Genomic DNA, 12,883 nt, shown 5'->3' on the forward strand with positions numbered 1-12,883 from the left:
AAAGAAAAATTCCAGCCCCCATAGAAATAAATGCCTCTGCATTAACCCGCCCACCCATCCTGAAAAATGCAACAACAAAAACAAAGAAAGAAAATATCATCAATACGAGCCTTCCCATATTTATTCTCCAAATCAACCATCAGGACCAACAAAGGGCGCCAAATAGACTTTGGCGCCCGTCAGACCTATTTTAGATTAGCTTCGCATGCGGCCTGCTTATCCATCAAAGACTTCTGGAAAGCCAACATACCCATCAATCCCGCAAACCCCGCAACGCCACCAGCGGCAAACCCCAAGCCCGTTGCAATTGACAGCCCCGCCAATATCAAAACATCACCACCATCCGCATCGCATTGCGAAGCAGCGCCATCAACAAACGAAACCTCCTCAGACATCAAATCGCGCATATCCTCAATCTCCAACGTATGCGACACAGACCCCCTGCGCCACGGGGCCGGGATACACCGGCAATCCATTACCTGCGAAGAAGATCAGCCATTGCCGACTTTCCCTTTCAGCGAATACAACGGCTCGAAAATCCATTCGATCAACCTACGCCGTTCGCCCATCACATCGGCGTCCAGCAGCATGCCGGGCTTGAGCGGCTCGGGCTTGCCATAGGCAGTGATGGCCTGCTGCGCCAGCGCCACGGTAATGCGGTAATACGGTTCGCCCTGCTGGGCATTGCCGATCAATGCCCCCAACTCGCCACTGCTCAATGCGCTGCGGCTGATGCGCGCCACCCGCCCCTCCTGGTGGCCGAATTTCTGGTACGGAAACGCCTGGTAGCGCAGCAGCACGGTATCGCCGGGGGCGATGAAGCCGATGGCACGGCTGGGCACCAGCAGTTCGGCTTCCAGCTTTCCGTCACCGGGCAGCAGGCTCAGCAACGGTTGTCCGGCCTGTACCGCCTGCCCCGGCTTGACGATCTGCGTGGCGACCACACCGGTTACCGGCGCCTTCACCAGCAGCGCACCACTGGCTTGCGTCTGCACCCGTTCCTGTTCCAGCTGGGCCAGATCGCGCTGGTAGCCGGCGTCGCTGGCCTGATGCTGGCCGGGCAGTTCGCGCTGTGCCTGCTGCAGTTGCGCCATCAGCCGGCGGGTGCCGATCGCTTGCCGCTGCAGGGTCTGCATCTGGCCGGTGTAGTCCAGCACCAGCGCTTCCTGCTGTTTGATCTGCAGCACGCTGACGTACTGCCCGCCCTCGAGCCGGCGCAGGCGATCGAGGGTTTCGCTGGCGATACGGATCTGCTGCTGGCGGGTGACTACTTCTGCCTCCACCTGCGCCAGTTCGCGCTGCGCATTCGCCAGTTGACTGGCGATGCCCTGCGCCTGCGCCTGCAACTGTGCATGCTGGGCCTGTTGTGTAGCGAGCAGACCGTCCTGCCGTTGCTGCAGACGTTGTTCCAGGGCCGCCTGCGTGTCGCCGCTGCCTTGGGTGGCACGCGGTACGGTGACCAAGGCCAGCATGCCGCCGGCGGCGACCTGCCCTCCCTCCGGAACTTCCATACGCGTCACGACGCCACTGGCAGGCGCCACTACGGTCGCCAACCCCTGCGTTGGCACCAGTTGACCCGTGACGGTGGAACGGCGGGTATAAGTCCCCAAGGTGATGAACAGCACGATGGCGGACGCGGCCACTACCGCCAGCCCGGTCAGTACCCACAGCCGCAGCGGTTGCGCCAGCGAAATGCCGCCCAGCCAGCTGGTGCGGCGAGCCTTGAGCACTTCATCGCGGAACAACGGTTGCGACATTGCATCCCCATGCGTCGTCATCGGACGAGAACGACTCTTTCCCATCTACGGAGATGCGGCAAGCCTCGATACATGCCACATCTGATGACACAACCGCTTCATGAACCAGACACGACGGCACATATGAGACAGCTGTCAGCCTTAATGACCAAATGCGACAGTATCGATGGCATGCCTATCTGACGTGGCGACATGCCATCGTGGAATCAGTCGTGAGCCTTGATCAGGCGGCCCCATCCCGGTCGTGCCTATAATGACCACGTTCCTGTAGGGGGAAGGAGTGAAATGGCGGGAAGCCTGGGAATAAGAATCCGCATGGCGCGACAGCGGAAGAAGATGACGCAGGGCGAACTGGCCGCGGAACTGCGGGTCAGCCGCAGCGCGGTCGGCAACTGGGAAAGCGTTACCGGGATTTCGCCCAGCAGTACGCGCCTGATCGCCATCGCGCTGGCAACGGACGTCTCGTACGAATGGCTGGCAACGGGCCGCGGCGAGCCCTCACTGCGCGAGGACTGGACGCCCGCCGCCGACGCCGAGCTGGTCGACGATCCGGTCGAACGGCGCCTGCTGCACGCATTCCGCCACGCCCGCTCGGCCACGCGCAGGAGGGTGTTGCAGATGCTCGAGGCAAGCACGACGTTACGCACCTGAGAAGCGCCATCGAGATGGCGCCCTGCGGCATCCTCATCTGGCGGGACATGTGAGGCTCAATGCGCCGACTTGCCGCTCCGCAGTCGTTGCACCCCGCTCACCGCCACCAGCACCAGCGCGCCGACCAGGATGCCGATCACCACGCTGCCCAGCGCGTTGGCCGCGATCTCCCAGGACGGTGACGGAATCCAGCCCACCACCAAGTGGTGCAGTGCCGGTATCGCGTGCACGAGGATGCCGCCGCCCACCAGGAACATCGCCGCGGTGCCGGCGATCGACAGGCCGCGCATCAACCACGGCATGGCGCGCAGGATGCCGCGGCCCAGCGCGGCGGCGGCACGGCCGCGACGCAGCAGCCACAGGCCGATGTCGTCGAGCTTGACGATGCCTGCGACCAGTCCGTAGACGAACACCGTCATCGCCAGGGCGATGGCCGCCAGCACCAGCACCCGCTGCAGGAACGGCACGTGCGCCACCACGCCCAGCGACAGCACGATGATCTCGGCCGAGAGGATGAAATCGGTGCGGATCGCGCCGCGCACCTTGTCCTTTTCCCAGGCGACCATGTCCACCTCGGCATCGGCCAGCGCCTGGATGCGCTCGGTGTGGCGTTGCGCGTCTTCCTTGCCGTGGAGGAACTTGTGCGCCAGCTTTTCCACACCCTCGTAACAGAGGAACGCACCGCCGAGCATCATCAGCGGCGTGATCGCCCACGGCAGCCATGCGCTGATCGCCAGCGCCGCCGGCACCAGGATCGCCTTGTTGAGCAGCGAGCCCTTGGCCACCGCCCAGACCACCGGTAGTTCGCGCGCGGCACTGACCCCGGTGACCTGCTGCGCATTGAGCGCCAGGTCGTCGCCAAGCACGCCGGCGGTCTTCTTGGCCGCGACCTTGGTGAGGATGGAAACGTCGTCGAGCAGGGTCGCGATATCGTCGAGCAGGGCGAACAGGCCGGCTCCAGCCATGGGGCACCGTGAGTGTTGGGGACTCCGCGATTGTCCCGCATCGCGGCGCCGCGCGACATGCCCGCCACGTTCACCCGGCGACCACCGGCCGCCGGTGACACTGCCAGGCCATGCCGTACGGGAGAACGCCTTGACCGCAGCGAAACAAGATCCGGCCGCGCCCACCACCGTCGGCAGCATGAGCCGGCGCCAGCAGATCCTGCGGTTGCTGCTGCGCTATCGCAATTCGGGGGTATTTTCCGGGCTGCAGCTGGACGGCGAGCCACCACGCAACACCCGGCTGCCCGATGATGCCGATCCGGCGCAGTTCGTGGCCGACCTGGAGGCATTGGGGACGACCTTCGTCAAGCTCGGCCAGGTGCTGTCCACGCGCCCGGACATGATCCCGCTGGAGTACGTGGCCGCGCTGGAGCGCATGCAGGAGCAGGTCGCGCCGATCCCGGTCGAGCAGGTGCGCGCGGTGATAGAGGAAGAGCTGCAGGCGCCGGTCGGCAAGCTGTTCGCCGTGTTCGACCCGGAGCCGCTGGGCTGCGCCTCCATCGCCCAGGTCCATCGCGCGGTGCTGCACGATGGCCGCGAAGTGGCGATCAAGGTGCAGAAGCCCGATGTCGCCGCGCAGCTGCGCTCGGACATCGCGGTGCTGCGCAGCTTTGCCAGCGCCGCCGATCACCTGACCCGGGTCGGCCGCCGCGTGCGCTTCGCCGACTGGCTGGACGAGTTTGCCACCACCCTGCGCATGGAGCTGGACTACGAAGCGGAGGCGGCGAACCTGGCGCGCTTCGGCCAGCACCTGGCGCCATATCCCGAACTGTGGGTGCCGCAGCCGCTGTGGGACCTGTGCCGGCGGCGGGTGCTGACCATGGAACTGGTGCATGGCGTGCGCGTGGACGCGATCCCGCCGGTGCGCCGCACCGAGCAGTCGATGCAGCCACTGGCCGCGGCGCTGGTACGCGGCTACCTGGACCAGATTTTCGTGCACGGCGAGATCCATGCCGACCCGCATCCGGGCAACCTGCGGGTGACCGACGACCAGCGCTTGGCGGTGTTCGACCTGGGCATGGTCGCGCACGTGCCGCCGCGCCTGCGCGAACGGCTGCTCAAGGTGCTGTTCGCGGCGGTGGACGGGCGTGGCGAGGAAGTGGCCGACGAAATCATCGGCATCAGCACGCGCCTGGAGGACTACGACGAGGAGCGCTACCTGCGCCTGACCGGGCAGATGATTGCCCGCTATGCCGCCAACGACACCCTGTCCGAGGGCCGCGTGGTCCTGGAGATCGTGCGCATCGCCACCGCCTGCGACCTGCGCACGCCGCCGGAGCTGAGCCTGCTGGGCAAGGCGCTGCTCAACCTGGAAGGGGCGTGCCGGCTGCTGGCACCGGAGCTGGATACACGCAGCGTGGTCGAGCGCCAGCTGCAGCACGTGATGCGCGCGCGTCTGGTCAAGTCGTTGTCGATGGCCAACGTCGCCAGCGAGGCGATGGAACTGCAGCAGTTGTTGCGCACCGGCCCGCGGCGGGTGTCCGACATCCTCAGCCTGGTGGCCGAGAACCGGCTGCAGATGAAGGTCACCGGGCTGGAGGAATCGCGGCTGATGGAGAACATCCAGAAAGTCGCCAACCGCATCGCCGCCGGCCTGATCACCGCCGCGCTGCTGCTGTCGTCGGTGCTGTTGATGCGCGTGCCCAGCCGCTTCTCGCTGTTCGGCTACCCGGCGTTCGCGATGCTGCTGTTCCTGGTCGGCGTGGTGATCGGCCTGGGCCTGATCGTCAGCGCGCTGCTGTTCGACCGCCGTACCCGTGCACGGGCGCGCGAGGAACGCGGGCACCGCTGACCCCCTGCGCGGTGACACCACCGCGCGGATGCCGTGCGGCATTGCGCACCGGTAAACGCACGCGTCCGCGCGGTGTGCGCGCGGTGCGCGCATGCCCTGCACACGGGAATCCAGGCCGCTGATGGACACGGTGTCGCGGCATGCGCCATGCCGCTTCCTGCAAACATTTCAGTCAGGTTCGTCTGTGCATGATTTCCGTCATCCACGTTTCATGAGCCTGACATGGGCCTGTGGATCGCGCCTTTGCTCCCCGTGCGAAGGCGCCTTCCGTCTCCACTACCCAAGCGACCGCATGCATTGGACTTTCTGGCTGTACCTGCCCGCCCTGTTCCTGTTGTTGCTGTGTACGCCCGTGCTGGCGCGGCTCAAGGCGGCACTGTTGGCACTGACGCTGCTGGCGTTCAGCGGGTGGTGGCTGATCGATCGGCTGAGCGGTGATGGCATCAACTCGGCCACGCTCTACCACCTGCGCAGCGACATGGAAGGGGCGGGCGTCGGCGACTTCACCGGGTATATCGCCGCGTTCGCGGTACTGGCGGTACTTTCGCTGGTTCCACTGCTGCTGGTGCGGGTGCGGCGCCTGCACCGGCCACGCCATGGCGGCCTGCTGACGGCGGCATTCGCGGCGCTGCTGGTGGCCGCGGTCGTTGGCAGCCCGCTGTACGGCGACGCGCGGCGCATGTACCAGCAGATGAAACCGGTCGACTACAGCGCGGTGGCGCCGGAGTACGTGGTTCCCACGCAGGCGCTGGCGCGTGCCAGGAACATCGTGTGGATCTACGGCGAAAGCCTGGAACGCACCTACCTGGACGAGCGCGTGTTCCCCGGGCTGATGCCGAACCTGCAACGGCTGGCCGGGCAGGCGCTGGACCTGCGCGGCATCGCCTCGGCCGACGGCAGCGGCTGGACCATCGCCGGGCTGGTGTCTTCGATGTGCGGCGTGCCGCTGACCACCGCGCAGGGCGACGAGAACAGCATGGGCCGCATGGGCAGCTTCCTGCCGGAAGCGTTCTGCCTGGGCGACCATCTGAAACAGCAGGGCTACAGCAACCATTACCTGGGCGGCGCCAACGGCCAGTTCGCGGCCAAGGCCGATTTCCTTGCCAGCCACGGCTACGACGACATCCGCGACCTAGCCTGGTTCCGGCAGCAGCGCATCGCTGCCCGGCATTTCTCCAATTGGGGCATCCACGACGACGTGCTGCTGGAACGCGCCTACGACCGCTTCATCGAGCTGTCGCGCGCCGGCCAGCCGTTCATGCTCACCCCGCTGACCATGGATACCCACCATCCGGCCGGGCACCTGCCGGTGGCGTGCAAGGGCACGCGCTACCGCAGCGCGCATGGCGACATCGGCCTGCTCAATGCGCTCAAGTGCACCGACCGGCTGATCGCGCGGCTGGTGGACCGCATCCGCGCCAGCGAGTTCGGCGACGACACGCTGGTGGTGGTCGCCTCCGACCACCTGGCCATGCCCAACGACCTGAGCCACGTGCTGGAAACCCTGCAGCGCGAGAACCTGCTGCTGTTCCTGGGCAAGGACATCGCCCCGCGCCAGCTGTTCGCCAGCGCCGGCACCACCCTGGACTCGGGCGCGACGCTGCTGCAGCTGCTGGATCCGGCAATCGACGCGATCGGCTTCGGCCGCTCGCTGCTGGCAACGCCACGCGCGGCCAGCGCCAGCGTCGCCGCGCTCAAGGCCGATCCGTCCGACTATGCGCGCTACCGCGCGTTCGCGCGCTCGTTGTGGCTCGGCGAACAGACCCGCGTGCTGCGCCTGGAAGGCGACCAGGTGCTGGTCGGCGTGCAGAAGGTGCAGCCGCCAGTGCTGCTGGAATACGACGCGCAGTGGGCGCTGGAGTCGGTGTACCTGGAGAACACCTCGCGCCGCTTCGACGAGGCCGACCCCAGCCACCGCCTCGCCTATGTGGACCGCTGCACCGCGTTCGAGGACGCCTCGGTCGACGGCGACTGGTGCGCGCTGCTGGTGGACAGCGACCAGGGCATGCGCCTGTACCGCGACGCGCAGCTGCGCCGCGGCATCGCCGTGGACGCGCCGCTGGAGCCGTTCCATGGCCCACGCCCGAGCGTGCGCCAGTCGCGCATGATCAGCCGTACCGCGCAGCCCACCCGTCCCGGCCAGTACGTGCTGGAGCTGTACGCAAGCCAGCGCCCGGCACGCGCCTTCTGGGTCGAGGCGGTGTCGCCGCAGCGCAAGGTGGTCGTGGCACAGCAATGGGTCCAGCCGGACAGCGACGGCCGCATCCGCCTGCCACTGGGCCTGGACGAAGAGATCGACGACCTGGAGATACGTGCCTGGCTGGGCCACGCCGAGACCCTGGCGGTGGAGCGTTACGCGCTGGTGCCGGCGATCCGCGCCCGCCCGCGTTCCTGAGCCGCCACGCGGCCCTTGCCGTGGACCCGGCCGACGCCGCCCGGCGACCGGTGCCGCCGACGCCGGCGGTTCAATGCGCCGGGTCGCCGGGCTGCGGATCGGCGTGCAGGACGCGTACGTCGGTGGGGGTCACCAGCGCGATGCCCTGCTCGGCGGTGGCGCGCAGCAGTTCGAACAGCAGGTCCGAGCGCACGCCGTATACGGCACGCGGGCTGGACACGTAGGCGAAGCAGTTCAGCGCCACCAGGCCGCCGCTGATGGAGTCGATGAACACCGACGGCGCCGGGTCCGCCAGCACCTTCTCATGCCCGGCGAACAGGTCCAGCAGCAGTTGCCGCACGCGTCCCACGTCGGCGCCCAGCGGCACCGAGAACTGGATCTGCACGCGGCCCAGCGCGTTGGCCATCGTCATGTTGCGGATGGTCTTGGTGATCAGCTCCGAGTTGGGCACGATCAACGTGGACTTGTCGCCCACCTGGATCTCGGTCGAGCGCACCGAGATGCGACGGATGTCGCCCTCCTGGTCGCCGATCTTCACCCAGTCGCCGATCTTCACCGGGCGCTCGGCGAGCAGGATCAGACCGGACACGAAGTTCTGGGTGATCGCCTGCAGGCCGAAGCCGATGCCCACCGACAAGGCGCTGGCCAGCAGCGCCAGTTTCTCGAAGCCGATGCCCAGCGTGGCCAGCGACCACAGCACCGCCAGCGCGATGCCCAGGTAGCGGGCGACCGTGCTGATCGAATTGCGCGCACCGGTATCCAGGCCGGTCTTCGGCAGCCAGGTATCCACCAGCCATTGCTGCAGCACCTTCATCAGGCCCAGGCCGAGCAGCAGCACCACCACCGCCCACAGCAGCGCCGCCGGGCGCAGCGTCTGCCCGCCGATCTTCAGGCCGGTATTCAGCGTGTCCAGCCAGGCGGTCAGCGCCGCGGTATTGCCGAACCACACCACCACCGCGGCAACGCCCAGCAGCACCAGGGTGATGCGCAGCGCGGCCGACAGCAGCACGCCGGCCTGCTCCAGCCGCGCCGGCGACACGCCGGTGGACAGCCGCAGGGTGCGGCCGAAGGCACTGTCCGGCGCGAACAGCCACAGCGACAGGTCGTCGGCGAAGCGGGTCAGAAGCGCGACCGCCATCACCACCACGGTGACCCACACCATCTGCTGGGCGACGAACATCGCGAAGTTGAGATAGCCCAGCAGCGTGGCCACCAGCGCCGACAGCACGGTCAGGTGGCCGCCCAGCCGCGCCAGTACCAGCCAGCCGCTGCGGGTGGCGCGTGGCGGCCTGCCATCGGCGGTGCCCGCCTCCTGCTCGGCCTGCGCGGCCGCTGCGGCACGGCGCCGGTGCAGCCGCGCCAGCGTCACCAGCGCCGCCATGATCAACGCCACGTAGCTCAACGCGACCAGGCCATCGAGCGTGACCGTGCTCACCGTGGAGGTACGCGCCGAGCGGTTGATCTCGCGCAGCAGCGCGGACAGCCAGGTCAGCCCGGCCGCGCCCCAGGCGAACCGGCGCAGGTGCAGCGCGGCGACGTCGTCGATGCCCAGCAGCCGCCATGACGGCCGATGCGGCACCAGCAGGCTGGCCGCCAGCGCGGCGTAGAAGGCGGCCACGAAGCTGGCCATGACGAAGATGTCGGCCACCGATTCCAGCCGCGGCGGAATCGCCGAGATGCCGCGCAGGCTGGCGACCACGACCATCGCCGCGAAACCCGGCAACAGGGTGCCGACCAGCAGCAGCCACACCGCCAGCCCGGAGCGCCGCAGGCGCCCGTCCGGGGCCAGTTCGGAGGCGGCGTAGCGGCGACCCAGGCGGCGCAGCCACAGACGCAGCGGGAACACCATCAGCAATGCCAGTCCCGCGCCCACCAGCGGCGCGGTCCAGCCGTGCGCCGCCACCGCCGCCTTCAGGCCGCCGGCGGCCTGCCGGTAAAGCCCCTGCAGCCGTGCCAGGTCGTCGGGCAGGCTGGCGGCGAACTGCCGCCACAGCGCCGGCGACAGCGGCGAGCCGACCTTGCGCCCGAGCTGCTCACCGAACTGCTGGGCGCGCGTCTTCTCGATCGAATCGCTCAGCTGCCGCGCATCCTCGGCCAGCAGCTTGCCGCGCTTGATGTCCGCATCGAGCTGGCTGCGCTGCTGGTCCAGCGCACCGCGCTGGCGGCTGATGCTGCGTTCCTCGGTGGCGCCGTCGTCCAGCGGCCCGAGCTGGGCGATGCGGGCGTCGATCTGCTCCAGCTGCGGCGCCAGCGCAGCCACCGCCGCATCGGCATCGCGCTTGGCCTGCAGCGCCTGCTCGGACAGCGTCCGCAGCGTTTCCGGCGCATCGGCGTCGTCGAGCGAGCGGCGTACCGCCTGCAGCGCGCGCTCGGCCTGGGTGATACGGGCCTGCGGCGATGGCGCCTCGGTGGCGGTGTCGACCGCCGCGGCCACCCCGGTCGACACCCCGCTGCCGACCAGCAGGAACACCAGCAACAACGCGCGCAGCAACGGGAAACGGTGGCGGAGGGACAAGGCGGTGGACCGGCGGGCATGCGCGGACCACCGCGCGTGTGCGGACTATAAGTCAGCGCGCGTCCACGCTCCGCAAACGGCGCGCCACCCGCGCCGCGACCGTCAGTACTTCAGGCCGAGCTCGGCCACGTGCGGCCGGTGCGTGGCGTACAGGTCCTGGAATTCCTCCTCGGTGAGCTCGTCGGGCGCGTACACCGCCACCGGATCCCATTGCCGGTCGGTGGCCAGCGGCTGCCGCGGCCCGGCGCGCAGCGAGTAGCTCGCGCCCGCGTACTCGACCAGGTCCGGCACCTGCTCCCAGCGCTCGCGCGCGTAGCGCTCCGGGTCCGTGAGAAGGATCACCGCGTACATGTGCGTCTCCCGTTTTCGGTAGCGCAAGCCTAGCGCAGGCATGCCGCCCGGGGGTGCGGCGCGGCCGCTGCGCACGCCGCATTCACCGCCGCTGCCCTATAGCTGCACCGCCCTGCCCGGAAAGGAGCCGTCATGGACCACCCACCGCTGCCCACCGTCCCCGCCCTCGACCTGCCGCGCTACCTGGGCACCTGGTACGAGATCGACCGCCTGCCGATGCGCCATGAACCGGAGGACGCCACCGACGTCAGTGCGCACTACACGATCGACGACGACGGCAGCATCCGCGTGCGCAACCGCTGCCTGCGTGGCGGCGAGCTGGAAGAAGCGATCGGCCAGGCCAAGCCGGTGGACGCCTCCAACAGCCGCCTGGAGGTGAGCTTCCTGCCCGAAGGCCTGCGCTGGATTCCCTTCACCAAGGGCGACTACTGGGTGATCCTGGTCGATGGCGCCTATACCGCGGCGCTGGTCGGCAGCCCCGACCGCAAGTACCTGTGGCTGCTGTCGCGCGAACCACGCATGGACGAGATCACCCGCCAGCACTACATCGCCTATGCGCGCCAGCAGGGCTTCGACGTGGACCGGCTGATCCACACGCCGCATACCGGCCACCCCACCGCCTGAGCCGGCCGGCGGAACCCGCGCATGGACCTGAAAAGTGGTTATCCCTTCTGGGCGGTCAGGAACGGCCTGATGCACGCCTATCCGCCGCTGGCGCAGGCGCTGCGCTGCGACGTCCTGGTGGTCGGCGGAGGCATCACCGGCGCGCTGATCGCCGACGAGCTGGCCCGGCACGGGCACGAGGTGGCGGTGGTCGAGCAGCGCGACATCGGCTGGGGCTCCAGCGCCGCCAGTACCGCGCTGCTGCAGTACGAGATCGACACCCACATGACCGAGCTGGCCGCGGACTACGGCGAGGACGCCGCGGTGCTGGCCTATGGTGCCTGCGCCGACGCCATCGGCCAGCTGCAGGCGCTGGCCACGGACCTGCGCGGGGTCGATTTCCGCCGTGCCGACAGCCTGTACTACGCCAGCCACCGCCGCCACCGCAGCGCGCTGCATGCCGAGTATGCGCTGCGCAGGAAACACGGCTTCGGCGTGCGCTGGCTCGAGCCCGGCGACGTCGAGGACGGCTACGGGTTCAGCGCGCCGGCGGCGATCCTCAGCGACCTTGCCGCCAGCATCGACCCCTACCGCATGGCGCACCGGCTCCTTGCGCGGTTGCAGCGTAACGGGATGCAGGTGTTCGACCGCACCACCATCAGCGCCCTGCGCGCGACCTCGCGCGGGGTGGTGGCCACCACCAGCGACGGTGTCCAGGTGCGATGCGGGCACGTGGTGCTGGCCGCTGGCTATGCCAACCAGCAGTGGCTGGAGCAGCGCGTGGCGCGCAACCGCAGCAGCTACGCGTTCGTCACCGACCCGCTGCCGGCCGAGGCGCTGGGGCCGCTGCGCCGGACCATGCTGTGGGAATCGGCGCGCCCCTACCTGTACCTGCGCAGCACCGCCGACCTGCGGCTGCTGGTGGGTGGCGAGGACGACGCGCTGGACATCCCGGCGCGCCGCGACACGCGGGTGGAACGCAAGGCGCGGCGGCTGGCCGACAAGCTGCAGCGGCTGTTCCCGCAGCTGGCGCTGACCCCGGCGTTCGCCTGGGCCGGGACCTTCGCTGAAACCCGCGACGGGTTGCCGTTCTTCGGCGCGCATCCGCAGTGGGGGCCGCGGGTGTTGTTCGCCATGGCCTACGGCGGCAACGGCATCACCTACTCGATGCTCGGCGCCGGCCTGCTGCGCGCCGCCATCGAGCGGCGCCGGCACCGCCTGGCGCGGTTGTTCGGGTTCGGGCGGCTGGGCTGAGCCACCCGGCCGCGACAGCCCCGGTTCACCGCCGCCGCGCTAGCGTCGGCGTGTCCCACCTGCCACCATGACCGCCCCCGCCAGGAGCACCCGCGCGATGAACCGGTTCCCCATCATGCTTGCCTGCCTGCTGGCCTCGCCGCTGGCGGCGGCGCAGCCGGCGGACACCGCGCCGGGCGCGCTGGACCTGAGCGTGCCGCAGGCGCCGCTGCGCTACCTCAACGATCCGTCCTACCAGGCCGACGCGCCGGGCACCTATTACGGCGACCACAGCGGTCCGCAGCCGCGACGCGACGCGGCCGCCGCGACCGTCACCGACGACAAGCTGCAGGTGCACGGCACCCTCAGCACCGGCATCGGTTATTCCAAGGCGTTCGGCAACAGCCACTGGAGCGCGGCCGACATCAATCTCGGCAAGAACTACACCACCGACGAGGGCAAGACCCGCCGGGTGGACCTGAACATCCATGTCAGCCAGGGCAAGGGCGTGGGTCCGTTCGGCTACGGCCCGGGCCCCTGGTACGGCTGGTAAGCCCGCGCTGCCCGGCAGCCGGCACGGCC

11 protein-coding genes are annotated in these 12,883 nt (G+C 68.8%); 6 read left to right on the forward strand and 5 right to left on the reverse strand.

Going from position 1 to position 12,883, the window contains the following annotated elements; translation table 11 throughout:
• Positions 1-185: 185 nt before the first annotated feature.
• The gene (locus MKP15_RS08425; RefSeq protein ID WP_161614927.1) at positions 186-407 is read right to left on the reverse strand and encodes a hypothetical protein; all 222 of its coding nucleotides are present in this window, start codon (positions 405-407) and stop codon (positions 186-188) included.
• Between the two features lie 84 nt (positions 408-491).
• On the reverse strand, positions 492-1,757 hold the full coding sequence (locus MKP15_RS08430; RefSeq protein ID WP_240212408.1) for an HlyD family efflux transporter periplasmic adaptor subunit: 1,266 nt from the start codon (positions 1,755-1,757) through the stop codon (positions 492-494).
• A 285-nt stretch (positions 1,758-2,042) separates the two neighbouring features.
• On the opposite strand from MKP15_RS08430, the gene MKP15_RS08435 reads away from it, so the two are divergent.
• On the forward strand, positions 2,043-2,408 hold the full coding sequence (locus MKP15_RS08435; RefSeq protein ID WP_240212409.1) for a helix-turn-helix transcriptional regulator: 366 nt from the start codon (positions 2,043-2,045) through the stop codon (positions 2,406-2,408).
• Positions 2,409-2,464: 56 nt separating this feature from the next.
• Here MKP15_RS08435 and MKP15_RS08440 read toward each other — a convergent pair whose 3' ends face one another.
• Positions 2,465-3,373, reverse strand: a complete 909-nt coding sequence (locus tag MKP15_RS08440) for a DUF808 domain-containing protein (protein WP_240212410.1) — start codon at positions 3,371-3,373, stop codon at positions 2,465-2,467.
• Between the two features lie 178 nt (positions 3,374-3,551).
• Here MKP15_RS08440 and MKP15_RS08445 point away from each other — a divergent pair, with 178 nt between their 5' ends.
• On the forward strand, positions 3,552-5,204 hold the full coding sequence (locus MKP15_RS08445; protein WP_240212552.1) for an AarF/UbiB family protein: 1,653 nt from the start codon (positions 3,552-3,554) through the stop codon (positions 5,202-5,204).
• A 292-nt stretch (positions 5,205-5,496) separates the two neighbouring features.
• Positions 5,497-7,599 carry a phosphoglycerol transferase I gene (locus tag MKP15_RS08450; RefSeq protein ID WP_240212411.1) on the forward strand — a complete coding sequence of 701 codons (2,103 nt, stop codon included), beginning with the start codon at positions 5,497-5,499 and terminating at the stop codon, positions 7,597-7,599.
• A gap of 70 nt (positions 7,600-7,669) precedes the next feature.
• On the opposite strand, the gene MKP15_RS08455 is transcribed toward MKP15_RS08450, so the two are convergent.
• Together MKP15_RS08455 and MKP15_RS08460 are read right to left on the reverse strand one after the other, a co-directional pair.
• Positions 7,670-10,114, reverse strand: coding sequence for a DUF3772 domain-containing protein (locus tag MKP15_RS08455; RefSeq protein WP_240212412.1), 2,445 nt, complete (start codon positions 10,112-10,114; stop codon positions 7,670-7,672).
• A 102-nt stretch (positions 10,115-10,216) separates the two neighbouring features.
• A complete protein-coding gene (locus MKP15_RS08460; protein ID WP_104939759.1) occupies positions 10,217-10,465 on the reverse strand; it encodes a hypothetical protein in 249 nt (82 codons plus the stop codon).
• A 132-nt stretch (positions 10,466-10,597) separates the two neighbouring features.
• Here MKP15_RS08460 and MKP15_RS08465 point away from each other — a divergent pair, with 132 nt between their 5' ends.
• The 3 genes from MKP15_RS08465 to MKP15_RS08475 all read left to right on the forward strand — a co-directional run bounded on the left by MKP15_RS08465 (position 10,598) and on the right by MKP15_RS08475 (position 12,854).
• Positions 10,598-11,089: a lipocalin family protein gene (locus MKP15_RS08465; protein WP_240212413.1), complete on the forward strand. Its 492-nt coding sequence runs from the start codon at positions 10,598-10,600 to the stop codon at positions 11,087-11,089.
• Between the two features lie 21 nt (positions 11,090-11,110).
• Positions 11,111-12,322, forward strand: a complete 1,212-nt coding sequence (locus MKP15_RS08470) for an FAD-dependent oxidoreductase (protein ID WP_240212414.1) — start codon at positions 11,111-11,113, stop codon at positions 12,320-12,322.
• Positions 12,323-12,419: 97 nt separating this feature from the next.
• A complete protein-coding gene (locus tag MKP15_RS08475) occupies positions 12,420-12,854 on the forward strand; it encodes a hypothetical protein (protein WP_161614920.1) in 435 nt (144 codons plus the stop codon).
• Positions 12,855-12,883 lie beyond the last annotated feature (29 nt).

The sequence above is a fragment of the Stenotrophomonas sp. Y6 genome, assembly GCF_022436665.1.
Lineage (GTDB): Bacteria > Pseudomonadota > Gammaproteobacteria > Xanthomonadales > Xanthomonadaceae > Stenotrophomonas > Stenotrophomonas acidaminiphila_A.